Raw genomic sequence first — 22779 nt, forward strand, 5'->3', positions numbered from 1 at the left:
ATACAGGGAACTGTGGATAGGGAATGAGAGAAGCCAACAGGGTTGGCTTTTTTTGTTGTCCCTGCAGCAAGTGATTTTGTGGATAATAAGGGGTTATGCGATGGCAGGAGACGGTTCGAGGATTAAGTTATACAATAGCGTAAAGGATATAGGACAAGGACGTGGTCTAATTTATGATTCGTACACTCGCCATCACACGAGATCATCAGGTCTCCATTAACATACCCCTGACACAGCTGGACCTCCAGGATTATGCCTGGGTCTGGGCAGATTTTAACCAGCCTTCGGAGGAAGAAAGCCGATTGCTGGATACATATTTTCATTTTCACCCCTTGGCGATCGAGGATTGTCTGCATGTGCTGCAGCGCCCGAAGCTGGATTACTACGATAATTTGCAGTTTCTTGTGTTACATGCGCTTAATCCAACTACTCTGGAAGCGGAAGAAGTGGATTTGTTTCTGGGATCGAACTTCCTTGTTTCCTTTCATCATGGTGTACTGGAAGAAGTGGACGAAGCATGGGAACGCATACTGCATCATGCACATGAACGGACCATCTGGGCGCGTGGACCGGTGGCTGCTGCCTATACCGTGATGGACAAGCTTGTCGATCATTATTTCCCGTCGCTGTTTGCGATTGAGGATGAGCTTGCAGAACTGGAAAACCGGGGCAGTCAGGAGTCGGTAGAGGACCTGATGAATCAGGTGTTTGACCTCCGCAGCCGGCTGCTGAAGTTAAGACGAACCGTGGTACCCATGAGAGATCTGCTCTACAGGGTCATCAACTCGCAGCATGTGCAGCGGACGGGGGAACATACCGCGTATTTTACGGATATCTATGACCATCTGCTGAAGCTGACGGACATGATCGAGGCGGACCGGGAGATGACCTCAGACCTGCGGGACAGTTATATTTCCCTGAACTCCAACCGGATGAATCAGATCATGAAGACACTCACCGTTATTACAACGGTATTCATGCCGCTGACGCTGATCGCCGGAATTTATGGCATGAACTTCGCCTATATGCCGGAGCTCCAGTGGAAGTTCGGGTATGGTGCCGTGCTGCTGCTGATGTTTGTGCTCGGTGGGAGCATGGTGGCCTGGTTTGTGAAGCGCGGATGGTTCAAATAAAGGATTTATTATAGAAAATCTAATATGGATAAGTAAATAAAATGTGAACAAGCGATGATCTTCTTTTGTCTGTTGTAGCAGCGCAAAAGGGATCATCGCTTGTGTCTTCATAAATGGAGTGATTATTGGGAGCGATTTAGGCACCGGTGTCGCAGTTCGTATCTTCAAGATCAGGATGTTCTGAAAGCTCCTGGTAATGCTGAAGCTTATAGGCTATAATCTCTGATGTTTCTTTCAAATTAGATATGTCTTGTTGAATCTTACGCTGGTGTTCCTCCAGGATCGCATACCTGGTTGCAAGGGTATCGGCACCTTGCTCAGACAGCTCGCGGTAATGCTTCATCTGTTCGATGGTCATCCCTGTGGATTTGAGTCTGGTCAAAAAAATAATGCCGAGAATCTGGTCTTTACTGTATTGCCGATGGCCGTTTGTTTTGCGTTCTGCATAGGGGAGCAGACCTACCTTTTCATAATAGCGTATTGTATCTTCCGTTAGACCCGTATGCAGGGCAGCTTCGCGAATCGATGTAACGATGTCGGGTATGTCATGCATGTCATGCAACTCCTCAGTATTGAATTTACCAAGGTATTTCTCCATTATTCCCATAGAATCCTCCTGTTGGGCCATCGCTTCCGAGAACAGCCAGTTGCACAATCGTAGCAGCTGCTTGCTGCACGGTATTGGTTCCTGTGAAACCGTTTAGATCGGTTGCTGTAAAACCCGGGTCGACAGAGTTAATCTTAAGAGACGTATCTCTGAATTCCTTGGCAAGAGTAACGGTAAACATGTTAACGGCTGCTTTGCTGCTGTTGTAAGCGAGCAGATTGAATTGTGCATGTTCATGCTCGGGATCACTATTATAGGCGAGTGAGCCCAGACCACTTGTCAGGTTAACGATTCGTCCTGCAGGAGACCGCTGCACTAAGGGTAACATGGCCTGGGTTACGGATATCATGCCGAAGAAGTTCGTGTTATAGGTTTCTCGTATATCATCCACAGCGATTAAGCTTGGTGGGGTAGCTCCACCCACAGAGATCCCTGCGTTATTGATCAGAATGTCAAGCGAGCCATACGTTTGTTCAATGTGATTGACCGCTGTATCAATGGTTTTTTGACTGGTAACATCAAGCTCGATTTCATAGGCTTCGATGCCCTCGTTGAGTAATCTCTGTGCGGCTTCCTCGCCTTTGCGCATATCTCTCGCTCCGAGGAGAACAGCATAACCCATAGTTCCCAACTGCCGTGCCGTTTCGAATCCAATTCCTTTGTTTGCTCCCGTGATGAGGGCGTTTTTTTTAGTTTGCATCCGTCATTCCTCTTTTCTTGATAATGTGAAGCATGTGGGTGATGATCTCCGAATGGTACAACTTGGAGTATGCTCCAAGTCAACAGATGATTTTGGAGACGTACATAGGGGAAATGAGGGGAAAAGTAAATAACCGAAGCGCGTCTGTGACCAGACATAGCGTTCGGTTAAGGAGGATATCGGTGGATAACAATGATATCCACATGTGAATATCTTTTTATCCGGTGTTGTGGACTGTTAATAACTCATTGACGCAATCCGGTTGTTGTTATTCAAGCACAAAAGTTGTCGAAGCAGTGGGTTGTCCATTGACTACGATTGTCAAAGTATGAAGCCCGGCATAGTAACGTCTGGTGGTGATCACCTTGAACGATTGCTTCGTAGCGACCTTATTTCTCCCCGCAGGATATGTTTTATCCGAGCATTTGAAACGTTTGGGAGCCTGTTTGCCACTCGCCTTCATATATCCAATCTCATATTCAATCCGCAGCATCTGAGGCTGCCCACTCTCATTGACCACATCGAACGAGAATTCCAACTCTTCACCAACGGCAATTGTATCCCGTGCAAGCTGAAGCTGCTCAATGTGTACCGCGTCCTGTTCATTATAGCCAAAGAGGGCAAGTGCTTTGGGGTGCCCCTTCTTCAGCAGGGAGCGGCTGGCGTGGCGGACAATCCAGTCGGTATGTGGATGCTGACCGAACCAGGTGGAGGCGAGATCCAGAACCAGATCAGGATGATCTTTTGAAATATCATTCAGATGGTTTGCTACGCTTTTCCGTACATAGAGGGACTCGTCCTGCTTCAAGGCATGGAGAATGGGAAGGGCTGGCGTTGGATCTGCAATCAAACTGCGCAGCTTGGAACCCCATGGCAGACGAGGGCGACTGCCTTCGCTGGCAAGTCTGCGAATATGCTCATTCTCACTGCTTGTCCATTCCATCATTCGTTTCATCGTCTCAATCGGATATCGTTCAATAAACGGGCGCACCGCAAACTCCGAGCTGGAATAAGGTGTGAAGACCGTCAGGTACTTCATGGACAATTCATAATGTTCAGGCGAAAGTCCGTTTACCTCGATAAAATCAGGGACAAATAAAAACTCGACCCCTCGCAGCTGCGGTGCCACCTGTTCGAGGACATGCAGCGCCTCCTCATAGGAAGAGGGAAGTACTTCGGTCAGCGCCAGTGTAATGCGCCGAATACGTGCCTTGAATTCTGCCTGTTCCCAGCCTTCGGCAAATACGAGATCACGAAAGTGTGCCTTGTCCAGGGCAGGGTAAAATTGAAGCAGCAGTTCGCCGGTCCGATCAATTAATGCGGGCGTATATTTATCCTTAAACAGTTCCATGGTCCGCCTCCTTTATCTACTACCCAGTATACCTTAATTCACAGAAATAAGAACATAGGTTCCTGAATTTTTTTGTTTGAGATACTTTATATCGGATAGGAGTGTTCAGCTAAGGCAATAAGCGGGCATGCTCGTAAAAAAGGTGAAGGCACCTTCCTTATTCAAGGAGAGGTGCCTGAGGAAATGGTTAACGTTTGCTGCTTGAGGGACGGCGCTTGGTGGAAGTTGTTTTGCGACGAGTGGTATTACTGCTGCGGCGACGTGGCGTAGTCGTATTAGACTTCTTGCGGCGTTTGCGCGGGCGAGACCGGGGCGGTGTATATTCCTCATAGTCGGCCTCAGCAGGGCTGCTCTTGTTTTTCCCTTTTCCAAAAGGCAGGATGCCCATAACAAGCTTCATCATGGGGGCCATTTGCTGAATGCCGCCAACGACCTTCTGCATCTTACCAATTCCACTCATGATACCGTCGATTCCGCCAAAGCGGTCGATCATTCCTTTCAACTCACCGAGATTAGCCAGCGAGAACCCGGAACTTCCTGAAGCTGCAGGCGTCTCTACTGGAACTGGAGCAACCGGAGCGCCGCCCCCCAGAAAGTTTCCGCCAGGTGCCCCTTGCCCGTAAGGTACAAGTGCAGATGCCTCTACTTCACCGTAGCTTGGATAGTAGGGTTCTACTCCGGGGTACATCGGCTGAACTGGGGTTTCATTCAATGAACGCTGTACCGCACCGGGCGGAGCATAGGCAGAAGTATGCGCCTGTCGCTGTGAATAGGAAGACGGACGCTGCCGTGGTGTGGGCTGGCGATGATAATAATGCTGTGGCATGAACGATCACGTTCCTTCTATATTGGATTTCGGAAATGCGTTCCTTCAACTGTCAGGTCCAATAGGCGTGAACAGACCTTGATGGAACTCCCTTTTGCTATACTGTATGTCATTCGCGGAGAGACGGCGTAGGCGGGTGTCACGGAAAACGGGATATTTGCGGAATTGGGCGCAGGGGACAAGGGAGGATCATAATCATCGAAAAGGGAAGTTTGTACACAAAATTGTAACAATTATAAGGGTTAAATCCCTACATAAGTAATCGGGAATATACAGGTGAAAAATGGGATATATCGCAGGAATTACGGTTGGTGTCCACGTGTGAAGGACAATAGTGCCTAATGTAAGCGGTAACATGTATTTTTATTCTGTAGTGCGTGAAATCGTTAACGCTTGAAATACCAACTCAGTGTGAGTACAATGAAGGTACACAGTAACCGCTAGGGGATGATGATGAAATGCAGCTGAAAAAGCTAAATGATAAAAGTATTGAACAACTATTTGAGGCCATTCTCACTCTGAAAGATATTGAGGAGTGCTACGTGTTTTTTGATGACCTCTGCACGGTAAACGAGATTCAATCCATGTCCCAGCGGCTGGAAGTAGCTCGCATGCTTGGCAAAGGCAACACGTATAATCAGATCGAAGCAGAGACAGGAGCTAGTACAGCTACGATCTCCCGTGTGAAGCGCTGCCTGAACTACGGCAATGATGGCTATAAAATGACATTAGAACGTCTGGGTCGCTAAGATGAAGAAACCGGGTGTACTGATCATTAGTCACGGTTCTCAGGAGCAGACCTGGGTAGAATCCGTCGATGACGCGGTCTCCCGGCTTAATCTGCCTGACGATCTGCCTGTTGAAGCTTCATTTCTTGAACTTGTGGAAGGACGCCTGATCCAGGACGGTATCAACCGACTGGAAGCACAGAGCGTAACCGATATATTGGTCGTACCGCTATTCGTTTCGTCTGGCAGCACTCATGTGGATGAGATTGAATATGCGATCGGCGCGAAGGAAGCACCGGAACGGGAAACGGATCTGGAACCCTTTCAGGTAACGACAAGGGTACACTTCGGTTATCCTGTGGATAACGACCCGGATATTGCCGTGATGGTGTGGGATAAGGTGAAATCGCTGTCCCGGGAGCCGAAGCAGGAGACGATTCTACTGGTTGGGCACGGGAGCATTCACGATGGATTCCGTCAGCGTTGGGAGACAGGCATATCCTCACTCGCGCAGCGGGTACAGGATGTCAGTGGCGTTGCCCATACGGATTACGCACTCCTCAATCCGGAGAGTGTATATGACAAGGCAAAATACTGGAGCCAGGAGCAGGGAACCCGCGTTATTGTGGCGCCGCTGTTTTTGAGTGCTGGTTATTTTACCATGAACGTCATTCCAGGCAGGCTGAAGGAACTGGACTATGCTTACAGCGGTGAGACGCTGCTGCCGCATCCGCTCCTTGGGAACTGGCTCGAGCGTCAAATTCAACTTTTACTGGACAAATGTAATGAGGGTAAGGCCCTTTCTTAAGAAGGGGACGAGCACTTTAAAATTATAGACAAGGAAACCACGTCCGCCGGACGTGGTTTTCTTATTGCTGGTGTTGCTTGAGGTGGAGCTTATCCTTGAACCACGAGTGCAGGCAGGCTCAGATGGAGCTCCAATAACGCAATTAATTGGTCGACCATATCCTCTGCAGAATAAGGCATGGCATTCATAATCCACCATTCCAGCAGACCCACGGCAGCAGAAGCCAGAAACTGTACAGTGATCTCTTTGCTCATGCCTCCCTGAACGCCGCACGCATCCATCTGTTCCTCGACGCCCTGAATCATAATCGTCATGAGTTTGCTCCGGAAGGCGGGAATTCCTTTTTTCGTAAGGAGGGTGGTATAGATGGATGCATGTTCCTCGAGATAAAGGAAGGTTCGCAGCAGCGCGTCCTTTGCCGTCATTGGCGTTGGATAATGATCGATCATACAGCTGTCCACCAATTGCTGCAGGTACGTCTCGATACAGCGGTCCAGCAGATCATACTTGTCTGTATAATGCAGATAGATCGTTCCCCGGTTAACATTGGCGCGATCTGCGATATCATTGATCGTCATTTGCTCGAAATCATTCTCATCCAGCAATCCGACAAAAGCCTCCATGATGGCCTTTCTGGTTTTAAGTACGCGTCTATCCATGGCGCCTCCTCTACATGTTTCTTCGTTTTCTGCATATCTCTCTATAAATAGCTTACGCTTTTCAACAAAAAGGAGTATTTCGTTGATTATTCAACGAAAGCGGTTTTTTTAGCGATTGAAGCCCGAAAGCGGCTTTGATACTCTTATTTTATCAACAACTGTTCATAAAGCAACGATTATTCATAAATAACGAAACTGAGGAGAATCGAATGAAAGTATTGGTCTATGGTGCGGGTGTGTTAGGCAGTCAGCTGGCCCACGTTCTGGTACGTGGAGGAAATGATGTTACCATTCTGGCGAGAGGGAAACGGGCTGAGGAATTGGAGAGGGATGGCGTGGTCATTCGGCATGTATTTCAGTTTAGAACGACGGTTGATCCGGTTCGGGTAACAAGAGAATTAAAGGCAGAAGATGTTTACGATCTCATTTTCGTGGTCATGAAATATAATGATTTTCCATCAGTGTTACCTATTCTCGCGAATAACCGGAGCACCAACATCGTGATTGTAGGAAACAATGCAGATGCACGAAGCATGCAGACCTATCTCGAAGACAACAGCCCAGTGGATAAGCAAGTTGCGTTTGGTTTTCACGTTAGCGGCGGGAAGCGTCACCAAGATCGAATGATGTCCATAGGCGGAGGAAAGGGGCTAATGGTGATTGGCGCACTGGACGGTAAGATTTCTTTTCAGCCTCTGCTGAATCAGGCCTTTGCGCGAGTAAAGTATAAGCTGGATGTGAGTGAGGATATTGACGCTTGGCTGAAGAGTCACCTCATCCCGATTCTGATGTTGAATGCAGTAAGTTTCAATAAAGAGCGAGAGTTGAAGACGCTGGAGGGAAACCGAGAGCAGCTCCTGCACATGATCGGTGCCTTGGATGAGGGAATTGCTGTACTGGAGGCAATGGGCATCGCCATGATTCCGCGAGCACAGGCGAAGCTGATCCGCAAGCATAAGCGGCTGCTGTACCTTTTGCTGAAGATCTACAGCATGCTTCCGGTGCATAAGCTGGTTGCAGGTTCTTTTGGTGAAATCGAGGCATTAGACCGGGCTTTTACCGATTGGAAAAGCGTAACGAAAGTTCCTACACCCCATTGGGATGCACTCCGAAGGGATTATACCATCCTGTAATAAGATATGCACATGTTCAAATCATCTTTCTGTTGCTCAAAACTTCAATCCCGATTACAATAAAACCAACTAATAAAATGGGGATAAGGAGATATGAGGATGCGGGAAGTGCCTATGCGTTATGTCAAAGCGAATCAGGTCGGGATCGTGCTGTTTGTACTTCTATCGTTTGGGTTCAATCAACCGCTGATCTTGGGTGCGTTATGGATCATTCAGGTGGTCGGGCTCGCCTCTGGCGGGAAGCTGAATCTGTTTGTCCAGATCGGGAAGGCTGTGCTTAAGGGAAAAGGTACGGAAACCCAGGCGGTGGAGCTGCAGCGCTTCAATAATATTTTGGCCATCGTGTTCCTGTCTCTTGCTCTCATCTCCTTCTCCTTGAGCTGGCAGGTAGCCGGTTATCTCTTCTCGGGAATGCTTCTGCTTGCTGCAAGTGCTGCGTTGCTCGGTTATTGTGTGGGCTGCACCGTGTATTTCTGGTACAAACAGCTTCGAGCTGGCAGACGAATCGGCTTCTAAACCGATGATGAATGTAAAATATAAGGTAACGTGGATGCGGCTTCGTGATTCGGAGCCGTTTCTTTGTGCTTTATGAAGGAGATCAAGGTTAAATTCTTGTCAGACGGGCAGAATGGGTGTCTATGAAATGGGTTAAATACAGTTGAAGAGAAAATCGTTGGCTGTGTAAAATAAGATGGTATATGCTTGCGGGAAGGCTTAAATCCGTTACAGGCTAGGACATCTTCACATTTGATGATATGATAGAATATAAAGGCTTTGGAATCAGATGGAATTCCTTATGCATAGATATAGATATGGATGAAGATTCGGGCAGGATTAACGGACGTGGGTGATCATGTAAAATGTTCCCCGGTTGTGGACGCTCGCAAGAAGAAAGAAAATGGGGTCGTTCAGACTCATGGATAATGTGGAATAGGTGGCGTATGAGATGAAAAAGGCTCGCTTAATATATAATCCGACCTCAGGCCGGGAAGAAATGAAGAAACGTCTGGCTGATGTTTTGCAGCGTTTGGATCAAGGCGGAATTGAAGCTTCAGTACATGCAACAACGGGTGAGGGAGATGCAACCCGGGAAGCAGAGCTCGCGATTGAACGTGGGTATGACATGATTATTGCGGCTGGCGGCGACGGTACGCTGTACGAAGTCATCAACGGCATGGCCGAGCGGGAGAACCGTCCGCCGCTGGGTGTATTCCCTTTGGGAACAACGAATGATTTTGCGCGTGCACTCGGGATCCCGAGACAGTGGGAAGATTACGTGGATCTGGTCATTAAGCAGCAGACGCGTCCGCTCGATCTGGGTAAGGCGAATGATAAATATTTCATTAATATCGCTGGCGGCGGCTCGTTGACGGAGCTGACGTATGAGGTGCCAAGCCGTCTGAAAACGATGATTGGGCAGCTCGCCTATTATATGAAGGGTATTGAGAAGATGGCCAGCCTGTCTCCGCAGGAGCTGATTATCCGCGCGGCAGGCCAAGAAGAGATTCATGACGAATTCATGCTGTTCCTGATCGCCAATACGAATTCCGTCGGGGGCTTCGAGAAGCTTGCACCAGGGGCAACGATAGACGACGGAATGTTCGATGTCATCGGTGTGCGCAAATGTAATCTGGCCGACATGATCCGCCTCGTTACACTCGCACTGCGCGGGGAACATCTGAATGATAAAAAGGTGCTTCATTTCCAGACGGATTATATGGAAGTGACATCGCCGGGATACGTACAGTTGAACCTGGATGGGGAGCTTGGCGGCACATTGCCTGCGACGTTCCAGAACCTCCAGCATCACCTGCTGCTGTATCGTTAAGAGAATAGGTGGTGGCGCGGTGGCAGTGCGTTTTTCCAGTTGCCGTCCGCGTGGGGATCACGTATAATCTCAGGGTGAAATTGAAAAGATGAAGTAGAATGAACTCCCCATGCGTGGGGTGATATATAAGAAGAAAGAAGTGAATGTACGTTGTCTAATACGAACCGCAGCGGTCGTGGAAAAAACCGCCGGAATTCGGCTGCCTCTCAGGGGCAAGGGAATGCAATGGCATCCCGTCAGCCAGGTAAATCATCACGTCAGCAAGGGAAAGAGGTGCGGCCACAAGGCGCATCTCTTTCTGCCGTTCGTCCGAAGGGACGTGGACGTGAATCCGCACCAATCGAAGGACTTCCGGTCAGCAAAAACGAAGAGACCGTCATCGACATCATTGGCATGAACCATGACGGTGAAGGTGTAGGCCGTGCGAATGGATACACGCTCTTCGTACAAGGTGCGCTCCCGGGTGAAACTGTCCGCGTACGCGTGATGAAGACCAAGAAGCAGTATGGCTATGCCAAGCTGCTGGAGATCGTGAAGGCGAGCCCGGATCGTGTATCTGCGCCGTGTCCGATCTATGATCAGTGCGGCGGCTGCCAGATCCAGCATATGAGCTATGCCGGACAGCTTGCGTGGAAGCGCCAGCTGGTGGTCGATAATTTGCAGCGGATCGGGAAGCTGAACGTGATGGTGGAGGATGCAGACGCTCAGGGTGATAAAGAGAACCAGAATAGACTGGCTGAAGAGAATGTGGATCAGGCAGCTGAACCAGCTATTTCCGAAGAACAAGGGAACGGCAGCAATCGTATTCGTCTTCGGCTGGAAGGTGTCATGAACGAAGAAGCTGCTGCGCAAGGTATTCGTGTGCTGCCTACCATGGGTATGGACGAGCCGTGGCGCTACCGCAACAAGGCACAGGTGCCTATTGGCGTGACCGAAGGCGGCCTGGTGGGTGGATTTTATGCCAAAGGAAGTCATCGGATCATCGACATGGAGACCTGCCTTATTCAGCATGAGCATAACGACGAAGTGGTAGCGAAGGTGAAGGAGATCGGCAGCCATCTCGGGATCAGTGCATACAACGAAGAGACAGGCCGCGGCCTGCTGCGTCATGTGGTCGTGAAGAAGGCTTTCCGCACAGGTGAGATGATGCTTGTTCTGGTCACCAATGGCCGGGATATCCCGCATAAGGATGAATGGATTGGCAGTATTCGTGAAGCGATCCCGCATGTGGCGAGCATCTGTCAGAACGTGAACAAGAAACAGACCAACGTCATCTTCGGCGACGAAACCCGCGTCCTGTGGGGCCGTGACGTGATCTACGATTATATCGGGGATGTGCAGTTTGCCATATCTCCGCGTTCATTCTATCAGGTGAATCCGGTGCAGACGGAAGTGCTGTACGGGAAGACGGTAGAATACGCTGGGCTGAGCGGCAAAGAGACGGTTATTGATGCCTATTGCGGCATCGGAACGATCTCTCTCTTCCTCGCGCAGCATGCGGATCAGGTATACGGGGTAGAGATTGTGCCCGAAGCGATCGAAGACGCTCGCAGCAATGCGATGCTGAACGAGATGAAGAACGTGAAGTTCGAAGTCGGTGCATCGGAAGATGTCATCCCGCGTTGGAAAGAGCAAGGCATCGAAGCCGACGTTATCGTTGTCGATCCGCCGCGTAAAGGCTGTGATCCACGTTTGCTCGATACGATCCTGGAGATGAAGCCGGAGCGCGTGGTCTACGTGAGCTGTAATCCAAGCACCTTGGCACGTGATCTGCGTGTGCTGGAGGATGGCGGTTATCGGACGGTTGAGGTAACGCCGGTAGACATGTTCCCGCATACGGTGCATGTGGAGTGTTCAGTGTTACTAAAATGGAAGGGTGCGGAGTAATATCCTACCCTTTTTTTATGCTCCTTTAATCAATGGAGCGACGAAATTGTAACGTATTTGCTTAATGCTTCCATCAACACTGATCTCGATTTTATGAATTAGCGATTGAATGATAGGCTTCAAGATTCGTTCATCATCACTTTCATGCCATAAACGGTTTGAATATAACTGTCAAAGTAAGTGAAGTTTGATTCATCCCAATCCTCATCCTTATATTCATACATTCTAAAGATAAAAATTGAATAAGGTTTTACTGGGATGTATTGAGTTGGGAACCTAATACCCTGCAATAACAAATGCAATGTATTAAATCTTTCCATCGCTTCAGGACTCATAATCGTACCAGTCACCGGGTTCTTTCGATCGATATGGAGGGACAATTCTTTGAAGAACAGACCATATAGGATTTTGGCAGCCCAGTAAAATATTTTGTCCTCATCCAACTGTATAAATGAATTATAACCGCCATCTACGGCTTTCGATATTTCGATTTCAAGTTGAGATAAATGTTCATTGTTGTAAGTATATTACAACAGGAGATTTTTAGCATACGGTAGGGAATCTTCGTCCATTTAATAATGTGATGGTTGATCCCAAAGATTAAATCTGTGCTGTAGCCATTTTGGAAAGATGTGTTCATCTGTGTTTCTTGTCAATTTCTCGCCGCACAAAAAGCAATTGTTTTGGGAAAGGGCATGTCCATTTGAAATCACAACCTTTAAATTAATGTGTTATCCTTCCAACTTTACCACAAGTGGCTCTCCCCATTAACGTGTTGGCTCTATTTTATTAACATCATGGCTCTGACTCATTAACCAAGCGGCTTTGCCGCACTGAAATATTCATTGTACAGAGATCAGTTATGGAATGTAGCGAAGAATTGGTTATTTCATGAGAACATATACTCGCTGACAGGCGTTGTGTCATAGGAGTTTTATGTAATGATGGAAACAACCTGTCGAATAGAGGGATTTTCAGTTAAATTGTGGAATATGTCTTAAGGACTACTTTCAAGGGTCTTGTCATGAGGGAGGAATATTCTTGAACAAAAAGGATATGTCAGAACGCGATATATGTTCCAAATACATAACCCCAGCACTTATTCAATCAGGATGGGACTTACAGAAGCAAATTCGTGAAGAAGTCACATTTACGGATGGACGAATCATTGTTCGTAAGAAGGTAGTTACTCGCGGTGAGAAAAAACGCGCGGATTTTATCCTTTATTATAAAGCTAACATTCCGATTGCCATTATTGAAGCCAAAGACAACAAGCATTCCATTGGCGCAGGGATGCAACAAGCAATCAATTATGGAGATATATTAGATATCCCATTCGTCTATTCCTCGAATGGCGATGGGTTTCTTGAACACGACAGAACAGCAGCATCTGGGGTAGTAGAGCGGGAATTGACAATGTCCCACTTCCCATCACCAGAAGAATTGTGGCAACGTTATAAAATTGTCAAAGATATTGATACAATAACAGAGGAAACGATTATAGAGGACTATTATTTCACGCAAGACTCCAAGAGTCCCCGATATTATCAACGAATCGCAATCAATCGAACCGTTGAAGCCATTGCAAAAGGTCAAGACAGAATCCTTCTTGTCATGGCTACGGGCACTGGAAAAACATATACCGCGTTTCAGATCATCTATCGTTTGTGGAAGTCCAAGTCCAAGAAACGCATTTTATTTCTTGCAGATCGGAACATTCTTGTTGATCAGACCATGACCAACGATTTCGCTCCATTTGGCGACAAAATGACAAAGATCAAGAATCGCAAGATCGATAAGGCGCACGAAATTTATCTTGCTCTGTACCAAGGAATATCTGGCTCAGAGAATTTTCAGAATGCGTACAAGGAGTTCTCCAGAGACTTCTTTGACCTTATCATCATTGATGAGTGTCATCGCGGCAGCGCGAAAGAGGATTCAGCATGGCGGGAGATATTAGATTATTTCTCTGCTGCTACGCATGTTGGTTTAACTGCAACGCCAAAGGAAACGAAGGAAGTTTCAAATTTAAGTTACTTTGGAGAACCGCTGTATACTTATTCGTTAAAGCAAGGTATTGAAGACGGATTCTTAGCACCCTATAAAGTAATTCGAGTGTTGCTTGATAAGGATGTCGAAGGCTTCCGACCAACCAAAGGGCAGCGAGATAAATATGGTCATGAGATTGTAGATCGTGAGTACAACATTAAGGATTATGATAAAAACTTGGTCTTGGAAAAACGAACTCAAGCGGTTGCTAAGATGGTATCGGATTATCTAAAAGTGAACAAAACTCGAATGGCTAAGACGATCTTTTTCTGTGTAGATATCAACCATGCTGAACGTATGCGTCAAGCGCTGGTTAATGAGAATGCGGATTTGGTAGCCAAGAACTCCAAGTACGTGATGCGCATAACAGGCGATAACGAAGAAGGTAAAGCCGAATTGGATAATTTCATTGATCCTAATGAATCTTACCCTGTGCTTGTTACGACAAGTAAGCTCATGACCACTGGTGTTGATGCGAAGACATGCCAGTACATTGTTTTGGATTCCAATATCAATAGCATGATTGAGTTCAAGCAGATTATTGGCCGCGGCACAAGAATTCGAGAAGATTTCGGGAAGCTGTATTTTACGATCATTGATTTTCGTAATGTGACCAAGCTGTTTGCCGATCCTGACTTTGACGGTGATCCTGTTGTTATTATTGATCAGCCGGAAGGAGGAGAAATTCCTCCAGAGGACACGGACGACGGGGACGAACGAACAGGCGACGATGGCTTCGGCGGTGGTACGATTGAAGATCCTCCATTTGGGGGTGGAGAGGTCATCCATGATCCTCCAGCCAAATATTACGTGCAAAATGTGGAAGTGAAAGTGTTAAATCATCGCGTGTATTACTATGATAAGGATGGTAAACTGATCACAGAGTCTTTAATTGACTATACGAAGAAGAATGTGAAGAACGAATACAAGTCGCTCGATGATTTTCTCCAGAAGTGGAATGCAGCGGATAAGAAAGAGGCAGTGATTCATGAGCTTGAAGCCCAAGGAATCTTGCTCGATGAACTGAAAGATGAGGTAGGTAAGGAACTTGATCCATTTGACCTCATTTGTCATGTTGCTTTTGATAAGCCCCCGCTTACAAGGCGTGAGAGAGCGGAGAATGTCAAGAGACGCAATTACTTTGCGAAGTATAGCGATCAAGCAAGAATGGTGTTAGAAGCATTATTGGATAAGTATGCAGATGCAGGAATCGAGAATTTGGAAAGTATGGAAGTGCTAAAGATTCCTGAATTTCAAACTTTCGGTTCTCCAATCGAGATTGTGAAGCGATTTGGCGGGAAACAAGGTTATTTGATAGCGATTAAGGAACTTGGCCAAGTCATTTATTCAGCATAGATGCATTTTAGGAGGAGCAACAAGATGTTAGTATCAGCAATTATTAAATCAGTACAAGATACGATGCGTAAAGATGCGGGCGTTGATGGAGATGCGCAGCGTATATCACAGTTGGTGTGGATGGTTTTTTTAAAGGTATTTGACGCCAAGGAAGAAGAATGGGAATTAATGCGTGATGAGTATCAAGCGATTGTTCCTGAAGGTCTGCGCTGGCGGGATTGGGCCATCAATGATGAAGGCATGACAGGCGATGAGCTATTGGACTTCGTCAATAATAAGTTGTTCAAAGAGCTGAAAGAAATGGAACTAGACGAATATAGCGATTCCAAAGCTTTTATCGTGAAAGCTGTCTTTGAAGATTCCTATAACTACATGAAGTCCGGCACTTTGATGCGCCAGGTAATCAACAAGCTAAACGAGATTGATTTTACAACGCAACAGGATCGTCATATGTTCAATGACATTTACGAGAACATCTTAAAAGACCTTCAGAATGCCGGTAATGCAGGAGAGTATTATACCCCTCGTCCTGTCACACAATTTGTTGTGGATATGATTAGTCCGATGCTTGGCGAGAAGGTACTGGACTTCGCATGTGGTACTGGCGGTTACTTGACCAGTACAATCGAACACTTTAAGAATACAAGACAAATCAAAAGTGTAGAGGATAATCAGATTTTGCAGGAGACGATTATGGGGATTGAGAAGAAGCCGATGCCTCATATGCTTGCGGTCACTAATCTGATTTTACACGACATTGATGCACCTATGATCAAGCATGATAACTCGCTTACAAAAAATGTACGTGAATATCGCCCGATCGATCAGGTGGATGTTATCGTAACGAATCCTCCGTTTGGTGGGATTGAGGAAGACGGGGTTGAGATTAACTTTCCTGAAAAGTTCCGTACGAAAGAAACTGCCGACCTGTTCATGGTACTCCTTATGTATCTTCTTAAAGATGGAGGTCGTGCGGGGATCGTATTACCCGATGGGTTCTTATTTGGTGAAGGCGTAAAGACAGCTATTAAAGAAAAGCTTCTCGAAGAGTTTAATTTGCATACAATTGTAAGATTGCCGAAAGGCGTGTTTGCACCGTATACAGGGATTAATACAAATCTATTGTTTTTTGAGAAAGGCAAGTCAACGGAAGAAGTTTGGTATTTTGAGCATCCATTACCGGCAGTTTATAAGAATTATACCAAGACTAAGCCAATTCGATTGGAAGAATTTAATCTTGAAAAAGAGTGGTGGAGTAATCGGGTTGAAAATGAGTTTGCCTGGAAAGTAAGTGTTGATGAAATAAAAAAGCGAAACTATAACTTGGATTTCAAAAATCTAAATAGAGAAAGTAAAGACATAATTCTTGAAAAAAATGAAATCATTAATAACATGATGCAGAATCAGAAAAGAATATCTGAAATATTGGAGATGCTCATGTCATGATAGATACTAAGTTAAATTTCAATTATGTACCTTTGTCTTTTGTGTCGACGCAAGATGATTTTAAAAGGCAATTGAAGAATACGGTAATAATGAAGTATGTTCTTGATACCTATAACAATCCGAAAAAGTTATCAAAACATCTTATAGACACTAGGTACGGGTTTACAGATTCAGCTAAATCTGAAGGAACACACAAGTTCCTTAGAATATCCGATATAAAAGATGGGAACGTAGACTGGGATGCAGTTCCATATTGTATATGTGAAAATGATACTAACTACTTGTTAAAAGAAAAAGATATATTAATTGCTCGGACAGGCGGGACAACCGGTAAAAGCTTTTTAATGGATAGGATAATATTTCCATCAGTATACGCAAGCTATTTAATTAGATTGAGAGCAAGCTCTGATTTAAATCCACTCTATCTGTATTTATTTCTTAATAGTTATATTTACTGGAATCAGATAGTTGAGTTAAAACAAGGATCAGCGCAGCCTAATGTTAATGCTGAAAAATTAAAAAGCCTTGTATTTCCATATTGTGATCTTGAGATGCAAGAAAAATTAATTGCACTTGCATCGACGAACAACAGCGATCCCAGACTAACCGAAATAGAAGAAAATATTAGACAGCTCGAACTGAAATTAAAATCAATAGAGCAACTCAGTGATCTGTTTCATACCCAAGAATCATTAAGTCAAAATCTTAGGGAATCCATACTCCAAGAAGCTATTCAAGGTAAGCTTGTTCCGCAAGATCCTAATGATACACCTGCAAGTGTCTTTTTAGAGCGGATTAGGGTTGAGAAAGAACAGTTGATTAAAGAGAAGAAAATTAAGAAGGAAAAGCCGTTGCCTAAGATTACGGAAGATGAGATTCCATATGCACTTCCAATTGGCTGGGAATGGGTAAGGTTGGTTTCGATAAGTAGTAAGCTTGGGGCAGGTAGCACTCCTACCGGTGGAAAGAAAGTATACACGGATAACGGTACTATGTTTATTCGTTCACAGAATGTTTGGAATAGCGGGCTGAAAGTTGCTGATATTGCCTATATTTCAGATGAAATTAATAATAAGATGCAGGGTAGCATAGTGAAAGCCAACGATATTTTATTAAATATTACAGGAGCATCAATAGGTAGAAGTTGTGTGCTAGATAAGGATTTTGATACTGCAAATGTAAATCAACATGTCTCAATAATTCGGTTGGTAGAACCAGAAATGAATGCTTTCATACACAAATGTATTATTTCACCTTACATCCAAAAGTTGATAATGGATGTTCAAGTAGGAGTTTCAAGGGAAGGGTTAAGTATGGATAAATTGGGTAGATTCCTTATTCCTATCCCACCGCTAAATGAACAAATACGTATCATAGAAAAAATCGATCAACTTATGGCATTGTGCGATGAGCTTGATAAAAATGTTGATCAATCAAAGCGTGACAGTGAAATGCTTATGCAATCTGTACTGCAAGTAGCATTTAATCAGTCTGAAAATGAAGATAATGTGCTCGAGTTCCCTTCAGCAAACTCTTGTGAAATCGTCGGTGACTGGGAGATAGCTGCTCGTTCAGACGGAGAGATTAACACTGAAACAAAGGTTAAAATTAAAAATAGAGTGACCGAATTACTTGGCAAATCGCAGCAATGATACCCGCTGAAAAAGCACGACAGTTGCTGCGTGATTTCAGTATTACAACAACACCTGCTTTGAATTTTAATCGAATATTTGAACATTTTAATATCATCTATGATGAAATGGATTATGGCAATACAAACTATATGGGAAGCTTAATTCGTGCCGAAGGAAAGACAATCATACTCGTTAATACAGATTTAAAGAATGCCGGAAGAATTAATTTCACAAAAGCACATGAACTTGGACATTTTAGCTTGAATCACAAAGGAAAGCAGTTTGAATGTTCCAGAACCGATATGTTAGATTTTACTAGAAAGCCAATTGAAATAGAGGCGAACGAATTCGCAAAAGAATATCTTCTTCCTGAACAAAAGGTCAAACCCATATCTATGTCAGCACCATTCGATTTTGATACAATCAAAGCAATCAGTAATGAATTCATGGTTTCCAAGCTTGTAGCTGTGTTTCGGATACTCGATTTTCATTTGGGGAATTATGCTGTTATTGGTTCTAAAGATGGTATTATCGCTCATATTGGAATGTCAAAGAGTCTTATTGGAAAAATTAATTTCCTGAAATCAGGTGATTCTATTCATAACAATTCGTTTGCCAATGAATGTCTGATTTCAAGCTTTCGAATGAATGGTTACGCACCTATTGATCCAAAAACTTGGGTTACAAGAAACAAGTCAGGCTCAGCAATTTCATTGAAAGAATATTCAAGAGCAGACAAATCGTCAGGAAGTGTCTTGACTCTTCTCAAAGTGGATTTTTTGTAATCCGTGACTCGTCATAGAAGGGTAACCCGTCTTTAGCAGGAAATGATTAAGAACTCATCTTATTAAGCCGAAGACCTTGTTCTATTTAGGTCCTCGGCTTTCAACATTAAGATAAGACAATTAATTAATTTCCTCTATACAAGCCACAAAGTATGGTGGACAGACAATCATTTGATGGGGGCACATCGTATAAGATTTGTTCCCACCGAACACTCCACACACGTGGAGTCAGTGGCGATCTTGGTCAGGGAGGTTGTAGAAAAGAAATAAACCCCGGCTATTCATAATAAACCTGTGCTAATAATCGAATAAAGACGTTATAAAACTAGGGAAGGGATAGATGGGGAACTGGAAAAAAACAGATCCATCAAGTCTCTTCCCTGTGTTTATATATAACATTTTTCAGATTATAATAAAGTTGTGACAGAAAAAGTTGAGTGAATAATTGGGGAATTATTGTTCTGTAGCACATAGCTGAGATGAAGTAGTGAAATAGACGCTAAAGAATTGTAAAGTTGATGAAAGAAACGAAGTATTCGGAACATTTGCTAAATTAATTTCAAAGGATAAGACATCTACTCCGGATTTGTTGGAGCCTGAGGGGATGTCTCTTTTTGGTATAAAGGGATATAGGGTTTTTCCAAGCCTATAACCGTGAAGTAACAGGAGAGGGGGGTGAATACGATTAGGATTTCATAGGATCAGAAAGACACATAATCAATATAGGGGATCTTATAGGTGCAGGATCTGGTTTTAATGCATAGTAGGATTAAAAGACTTTTGTTTTTTTTGGAAAAGGTGATATTTACCTAAAAAGGTGCAAACGGTATAATATTACTTTAGATCGCAAATGGATTCTTGGGTGGGATGAAAGTACTCTCGGTTGTACATAATTGTAAAATAATCAGTGTGTAAGGAGAAATTGCTTTGAAACTTACTAAGATAAGATATTCATCCGATGAATGTGTTAGACGAATTAATACTATTTGCTTGTCCAATGGAATTGAAGTCGCACAAAGCCGAAAATCCGACCACATTGTATTAAAGTTATCAAGAAAAGAGGAAGATCCAGGTACAGTCCGTGTTTACGATACTAAGAAAGGCCGTACCCTCGACGGATCTTTAAACAACACCGAGATCAATGATTTGGTTCTGGAGCAATTTCAAACCGAGGTCGATGATGCGGAAGATGCTAAGATCGTGCCTAAAACGACCATTTATTATTTGAAAAAAGGTCAAGTTAATGAGGTAGGTCAAGCGATTGAAAAACTTGCACTTAAAAATGAATATAAGTTTAAGGAAAAGGACGATGTTCCGAGCCATATTTCTTATATTATTGAAGTTAAGCACCCTAAATATGATGATAAAGTTACTATTACTCAATTTAAAAAAGATGATGGAAGAAAGTTAATGCTCCAGGGCAGGGGTTGGGAAGTTTGGGATGAGGTTTGCAATTCAATTGATCAATTACTTGACATGCCTGTCGAGGAAATCACAATACGTTTTATGGGTCAAACAAAAGATGTGACCTCGATCGTTACTTCTGATCTTACGTCTCAGGGGGAGGACGCAGTAAAGGAAAGACTAGGTAATGCTCATAGCTTTTTATATGACCACGATAAGAAGCTAGTCATTTCTTCGCAAAGTATGTTGATTGCTGCCGTGGACTATGGTGATTATTACTGTTATGTTGCTCCTTGCTTGAGAGTGATTGAGGGCTATCTAAAAAAAGTGATTGTTGGCCTAGGTTTGTTCACAGAGACACAAATTCAGGCTGTTGATACAAATGGGAAGCCAACCTTCCACTTTGGACTAATTTTTAACGGTCTTCATAACGTAATTCCTACAATGAAGGCTAGGCTTTCTGCGGATCCTAACGAACAGAATAAAAAAGAGACTGCCTTGCTCTTGATTTATACTCAGTACCAAAAAACTAGAAATCCTTTGCAACATGATGGTCCACCTGTTCAAATGACTGTGGACTCTTATGATGATGCAGAAAGTCATATTGATGAAATCTTAGGAATGATCAGGCATACTTATCACGAGATTTTTAATTAGATGAGGAGCACTTATGAACCAAGTTATTAAGGTGACAAAGGAAACGGAATTAATCCTCAATGATTTTTTATCTAACCTATTACCAAGGGATGAGAGAAGTGGCAGTATCAGATGGAAAAACACCGGTGTTGCAATCACCTTGTATTCAACGGGGAAGGTCCTATTTCAAGGGAAAGATGCTACGTATTGGTATGAACAAACCATTAAATTTTTAGGAATTGAGACAATCGCCCAAGATTCTAATTCTATGAAAAAGACCAGCGAAGAAAGTGTTTCTTATTCTGGACAGAACAGAGTTGGGATAGATGAATCGGGTAAAGGGGATTTTTTCGGACCCCTAGTCACGGCAGCTTTTGTTATTAAAAATAATACCCAAGAGAAAAAATTGGAATCCCTGGGGATAAAGGATTCTAAAGTGTTGAATGACAATAAAATAACTGAACTAGCGAATGAGCTGAAAAAGATGGGGACGTATGAAATCATTATGATAAGCCCAGTGAAATACAACCAACTATGGGCTAAGATGGGTAATGTCAACAAGTTGCTGGCTTGGTCACATGCCCGTGCGTTGGAAAATATATTGCTAAAAGAGAACATAGACCTTGCAATATCTGATCAATTCGGTGATGAGTCCTTAATTAGCGATGCGTTACTTGAAAATGGGAAAAGGATCAATCTTGTGCAGATGCATAAAGCAGAATCCGATTTTGCAGTGGCAGCTGCTTCAATATTGGCCAGAGATACCTTCGTTCAAAAACTCAAAGCATTGGAAAAGAAATTGGGGGTTATTTTGCCGAAGGGCGCCTCCGAAAAGGTTATTGAACAGGGAGTACAAATTTATAAAAAGTTTGGTAAGGACAAGTTCTCTGATATTGCAAAAGTACATTTTAAGACATATGATAAGATTATTTCATTTGAATAGCAGCTATGTATCTATATAAGGGAGGGGAGTTTCATGGATAACTCTATGTTTAATATTAACGATCAGTTAAGCACTCTGGAAATGCTTACTCTGTCTTATAGGTATGCCGGGCAACTAGGAGAAGAAGGGAATGGTTTCAGAGTCTTCATGAAATTCCCTTGTCTCCCCAATTATCAAATAAATAATTTTCTCCTTATCGTTACACCAGTAGGTGGGGTGAATCCAAGATCAAAAGCTGTAGAAATATACAATACAATCTTAAACACTGCAATGCAATTTAACATTAATCCAGATAAAATAAAGGTTGTCTTGGATTTATTGGGACTAACGGGTATAGGGAAAGATCATCTATTTGAATGGAGATTTAAAGAAGTGAATGGGCAGATCGAAGAAGAAATAACCACAAAAAAAATTTTTACAGAAGATGATAAGTTGTTTTTGGAAGAATATTACGAAAATTATCTAAGTCTGTTTACCAAGTCATCCCTGAATAACAAGCAGAAGGCTGAAATTGCAGCATATGCATTATCCGAAAAATGTTACGATTCTCACTCAATTGAAAACATAACAAATAATTTTAAGTATGTCCTTAATAAGGCTGTTCACGATAAAATAAGTATAAAATCAGCATTGACAAAAAGGACATGATAAGGTAGTTCCAAAAATTGCAGAGGGACTACCTTATAATATTTCTTAAAAACTAACACTGCAAGGTGTTTTTTTATTTTTATAGAGAGTTTCTAAGAAATGAAAGACGCTGGGAAAGAATTTTCTCAGCGTCTTTTTTGTCGTGTTTGCTCCTTATTCTAAAACCGAATCTTCAGATTTATCTGCCGAGGCCTGATCATCGGACGAAGAGTATGTCC

The 22779-nt window shown here is 43.8% G+C and carries 20 protein-coding genes; 14 read left to right on the forward strand and 6 right to left on the reverse strand.

Features of this window, described 5'->3' with window-relative positions:
- The first annotated feature begins 173 nt into the window (after positions 1–173).
- On the forward strand, positions 174–1133 hold the full coding sequence (gene corA / locus MHB82_RS03595) for a magnesium/cobalt transporter CorA (protein WP_095360944.1): 960 nt from the start codon (positions 174–176) through the stop codon (positions 1131–1133).
- A gap of 136 nt (positions 1134–1269) precedes the next feature.
- Here corA and MHB82_RS03600 read toward each other — a convergent pair whose 3' ends face one another.
- The 4 genes from MHB82_RS03600 to MHB82_RS03615 form a co-directional block, all read right to left on the reverse strand.
- Complete coding sequence (locus tag MHB82_RS03600; protein WP_095361018.1) at positions 1270–1686, reverse strand: MerR family transcriptional regulator; 417 nt, start codon at positions 1684–1686, stop codon at positions 1270–1272.
- 25 nt (positions 1687–1711) lie between these two features.
- On the reverse strand, positions 1712–2440 hold the full coding sequence (locus MHB82_RS03605; RefSeq protein WP_341173825.1) for an SDR family oxidoreductase: 729 nt from the start codon (positions 2438–2440) through the stop codon (positions 1712–1714).
- A gap of 268 nt (positions 2441–2708) precedes the next feature.
- Positions 2709–3791 (reverse strand): DNA alkylation repair protein, encoded by a 1083-nt coding sequence (locus MHB82_RS03610; RefSeq protein ID WP_341173826.1) that lies wholly within the window; start codon positions 3789–3791, stop codon positions 2709–2711.
- A gap of 187 nt (positions 3792–3978) precedes the next feature.
- Positions 3979–4617, reverse strand: coding sequence for a tyrosine protein kinase (locus MHB82_RS03615; protein WP_341173827.1), 639 nt, complete (start codon positions 4615–4617; stop codon positions 3979–3981).
- Between the two features lie 458 nt (positions 4618–5075).
- On the opposite strand from MHB82_RS03615, the gene MHB82_RS03620 reads away from it, so the two are divergent.
- Together MHB82_RS03620 and MHB82_RS03625 are read left to right on the forward strand one after the other, a co-directional pair.
- Positions 5076–5366, forward strand: coding sequence for a YerC/YecD family TrpR-related protein (locus tag MHB82_RS03620; RefSeq protein WP_017690665.1), 291 nt, complete (start codon positions 5076–5078; stop codon positions 5364–5366).
- A 1-nt stretch (position 5367) separates the two neighbouring features.
- Complete coding sequence (locus tag MHB82_RS03625) at positions 5368–6153, forward strand: sirohydrochlorin chelatase (RefSeq protein WP_341173828.1); 786 nt, start codon at positions 5368–5370, stop codon at positions 6151–6153.
- 89 nt (positions 6154–6242) lie between these two features.
- On the opposite strand, the gene MHB82_RS03630 is transcribed toward MHB82_RS03625, so the two are convergent.
- The gene (locus MHB82_RS03630) at positions 6243–6812 is read right to left on the reverse strand and encodes a TetR/AcrR family transcriptional regulator (protein WP_341173829.1); all 570 of its coding nucleotides are present in this window, start codon (positions 6810–6812) and stop codon (positions 6243–6245) included.
- A 209-nt stretch (positions 6813–7021) separates the two neighbouring features.
- Between MHB82_RS03630 and MHB82_RS03635 the strand changes: the two genes are divergently transcribed.
- The 4 genes from MHB82_RS03635 to rlmD all read left to right on the forward strand — a co-directional run bounded on the left by MHB82_RS03635 (position 7022) and on the right by rlmD (position 11660).
- Positions 7022–7945, forward strand: coding sequence for a ketopantoate reductase family protein (locus MHB82_RS03635; protein ID WP_341173830.1), 924 nt, complete (start codon positions 7022–7024; stop codon positions 7943–7945).
- Positions 7946–8044: 99 nt separating this feature from the next.
- Positions 8045–8461 carry a DUF4395 domain-containing protein gene (locus MHB82_RS03640; protein WP_095360950.1) on the forward strand — a complete coding sequence of 139 codons (417 nt, stop codon included), beginning with the start codon at positions 8045–8047 and terminating at the stop codon, positions 8459–8461.
- 430 nt (positions 8462–8891) lie between these two features.
- Positions 8892–9773, forward strand: coding sequence for a diacylglycerol kinase (locus MHB82_RS03645; RefSeq protein ID WP_110755551.1), 882 nt, complete (start codon positions 8892–8894; stop codon positions 9771–9773).
- 150 nt (positions 9774–9923) lie between these two features.
- Positions 9924–11660: a 23S rRNA (uracil(1939)-C(5))-methyltransferase RlmD gene (gene rlmD, locus MHB82_RS03650; protein WP_341173831.1), complete on the forward strand. Its 1737-nt coding sequence runs from the start codon at positions 9924–9926 to the stop codon at positions 11658–11660.
- A gap of 119 nt (positions 11661–11779) precedes the next feature.
- On the opposite strand, the gene MHB82_RS03655 is transcribed toward rlmD, so the two are convergent.
- Positions 11780–12103 (reverse strand): hypothetical protein, encoded by a 324-nt coding sequence (locus tag MHB82_RS03655; RefSeq protein WP_341173832.1) that lies wholly within the window; start codon positions 12101–12103, stop codon positions 11780–11782.
- Positions 12104–12701: 598 nt separating this feature from the next.
- Between MHB82_RS03655 and hsdR the strand changes: the two genes are divergently transcribed.
- The 7 genes from hsdR to MHB82_RS03690 all read left to right on the forward strand — a co-directional run bounded on the left by hsdR (position 12702) and on the right by MHB82_RS03690 (position 22561).
- Positions 12702–15065, forward strand: a complete 2364-nt coding sequence (gene hsdR / locus MHB82_RS03660; RefSeq protein ID WP_341173833.1) for an EcoAI/FtnUII family type I restriction enzme subunit R — start codon at positions 12702–12704, stop codon at positions 15063–15065.
- A 24-nt stretch (positions 15066–15089) separates the two neighbouring features.
- Positions 15090–16511, forward strand: coding sequence for a class I SAM-dependent DNA methyltransferase (locus tag MHB82_RS03665; RefSeq protein ID WP_341173834.1), 1422 nt, complete (start codon positions 15090–15092; stop codon positions 16509–16511).
- The gene (locus MHB82_RS03670) at positions 16508–18163 is read left to right on the forward strand and encodes a restriction endonuclease subunit S (protein WP_341173835.1); all 1656 of its coding nucleotides are present in this window, start codon (positions 16508–16510) and stop codon (positions 18161–18163) included. Before MHB82_RS03665 ends, MHB82_RS03670 begins: the two co-directional genes overlap by 4 nt.
- Positions 18160–18930: an ImmA/IrrE family metallo-endopeptidase gene (locus tag MHB82_RS03675; protein ID WP_341173836.1), complete on the forward strand. Its 771-nt coding sequence runs from the start codon at positions 18160–18162 to the stop codon at positions 18928–18930. The genes MHB82_RS03670 and MHB82_RS03675 overlap by 4 nt, the downstream gene beginning before the upstream one ends.
- Before the next feature lie 927 nt (positions 18931–19857).
- On the forward strand, positions 19858–20991 hold the full coding sequence (locus MHB82_RS03680; RefSeq protein ID WP_341173837.1) for a hypothetical protein: 1134 nt from the start codon (positions 19858–19860) through the stop codon (positions 20989–20991).
- Positions 20992–21004: 13 nt separating this feature from the next.
- Complete coding sequence (rnhC, locus tag MHB82_RS03685; protein ID WP_341173838.1) at positions 21005–21913, forward strand: ribonuclease HIII; 909 nt, start codon at positions 21005–21007, stop codon at positions 21911–21913.
- A 33-nt stretch (positions 21914–21946) separates the two neighbouring features.
- Positions 21947–22561: a hypothetical protein gene (locus MHB82_RS03690; protein ID WP_341173839.1), complete on the forward strand. Its 615-nt coding sequence runs from the start codon at positions 21947–21949 to the stop codon at positions 22559–22561.
- Positions 22562–22779 lie beyond the last annotated feature (218 nt).

Origin of the sequence: Paenibacillus sp. FSL K6-2862 (assembly GCF_038005125.1) — a bacterium.
GTDB classification, from domain to species: Bacteria; Bacillota; Bacilli; order Paenibacillales; family Paenibacillaceae; genus Paenibacillus; species Paenibacillus illinoisensis_A.

Bases quoted from the DNA above. Each gene is read 5' to 3' on its own strand.
- MHB82_RS03645 (WP_110755551.1), top strand. From the start codon at position 8,892: ATGAAAAAGGCTCGCTTAATATATAATCCGACCTCAGGCCGGGAAGAA.
- MHB82_RS03610 (WP_341173826.1), bottom strand. From the start codon at position 3,791: ATGGAACTGTTTAAGGATAAATATACGCCCGCATTAATTGATCGGACC.
- corA (WP_095360944.1), top strand. From the start codon at position 174: ATGATTCGTACACTCGCCATCACACGAGATCATCAGGTCTCCATTAAC.
- MHB82_RS03675 (WP_341173836.1), top strand. From the start codon at position 18,160: ATGATACCCGCTGAAAAAGCACGACAGTTGCTGCGTGATTTCAGTATT.
- MHB82_RS03640 (WP_095360950.1), top strand. From the start codon at position 8,045: ATGCGGGAAGTGCCTATGCGTTATGTCAAAGCGAATCAGGTCGGGATC.
- MHB82_RS03600 (WP_095361018.1), bottom strand. From the start codon at position 1,686: ATGCATGACATACCCGACATCGTTACATCGATTCGCGAAGCTGCCCTG.
- MHB82_RS03625 (WP_341173828.1), top strand. From the start codon at position 5,368: ATGAAGAAACCGGGTGTACTGATCATTAGTCACGGTTCTCAGGAGCAG.
- MHB82_RS03630 (WP_341173829.1), bottom strand. From the start codon at position 6,812: ATGGATAGACGCGTACTTAAAACCAGAAAGGCCATCATGGAGGCTTTT.
- MHB82_RS03615 (WP_341173827.1), bottom strand. From the start codon at position 4,617: ATGCCACAGCATTATTATCATCGCCAGCCCACACCACGGCAGCGTCCG.
- MHB82_RS03670 (WP_341173835.1), top strand. From the start codon at position 16,508: ATGATAGATACTAAGTTAAATTTCAATTATGTACCTTTGTCTTTTGTG.
- MHB82_RS03635 (WP_341173830.1), top strand. From the start codon at position 7,022: ATGAAAGTATTGGTCTATGGTGCGGGTGTGTTAGGCAGTCAGCTGGCC.
- MHB82_RS03620 (WP_017690665.1), top strand. From the start codon at position 5,076: ATGCAGCTGAAAAAGCTAAATGATAAAAGTATTGAACAACTATTTGAG.
- MHB82_RS03665 (WP_341173834.1), top strand. From the start codon at position 15,090: ATGTTAGTATCAGCAATTATTAAATCAGTACAAGATACGATGCGTAAA.
- rnhC (WP_341173838.1), top strand. From the start codon at position 21,005: ATGAACCAAGTTATTAAGGTGACAAAGGAAACGGAATTAATCCTCAAT.
- MHB82_RS03690 (WP_341173839.1), top strand. From the start codon at position 21,947: ATGGATAACTCTATGTTTAATATTAACGATCAGTTAAGCACTCTGGAA.
- MHB82_RS03605 (WP_341173825.1), bottom strand. From the start codon at position 2,440: ATGCAAACTAAAAAAAACGCCCTCATCACGGGAGCAAACAAAGGAATT.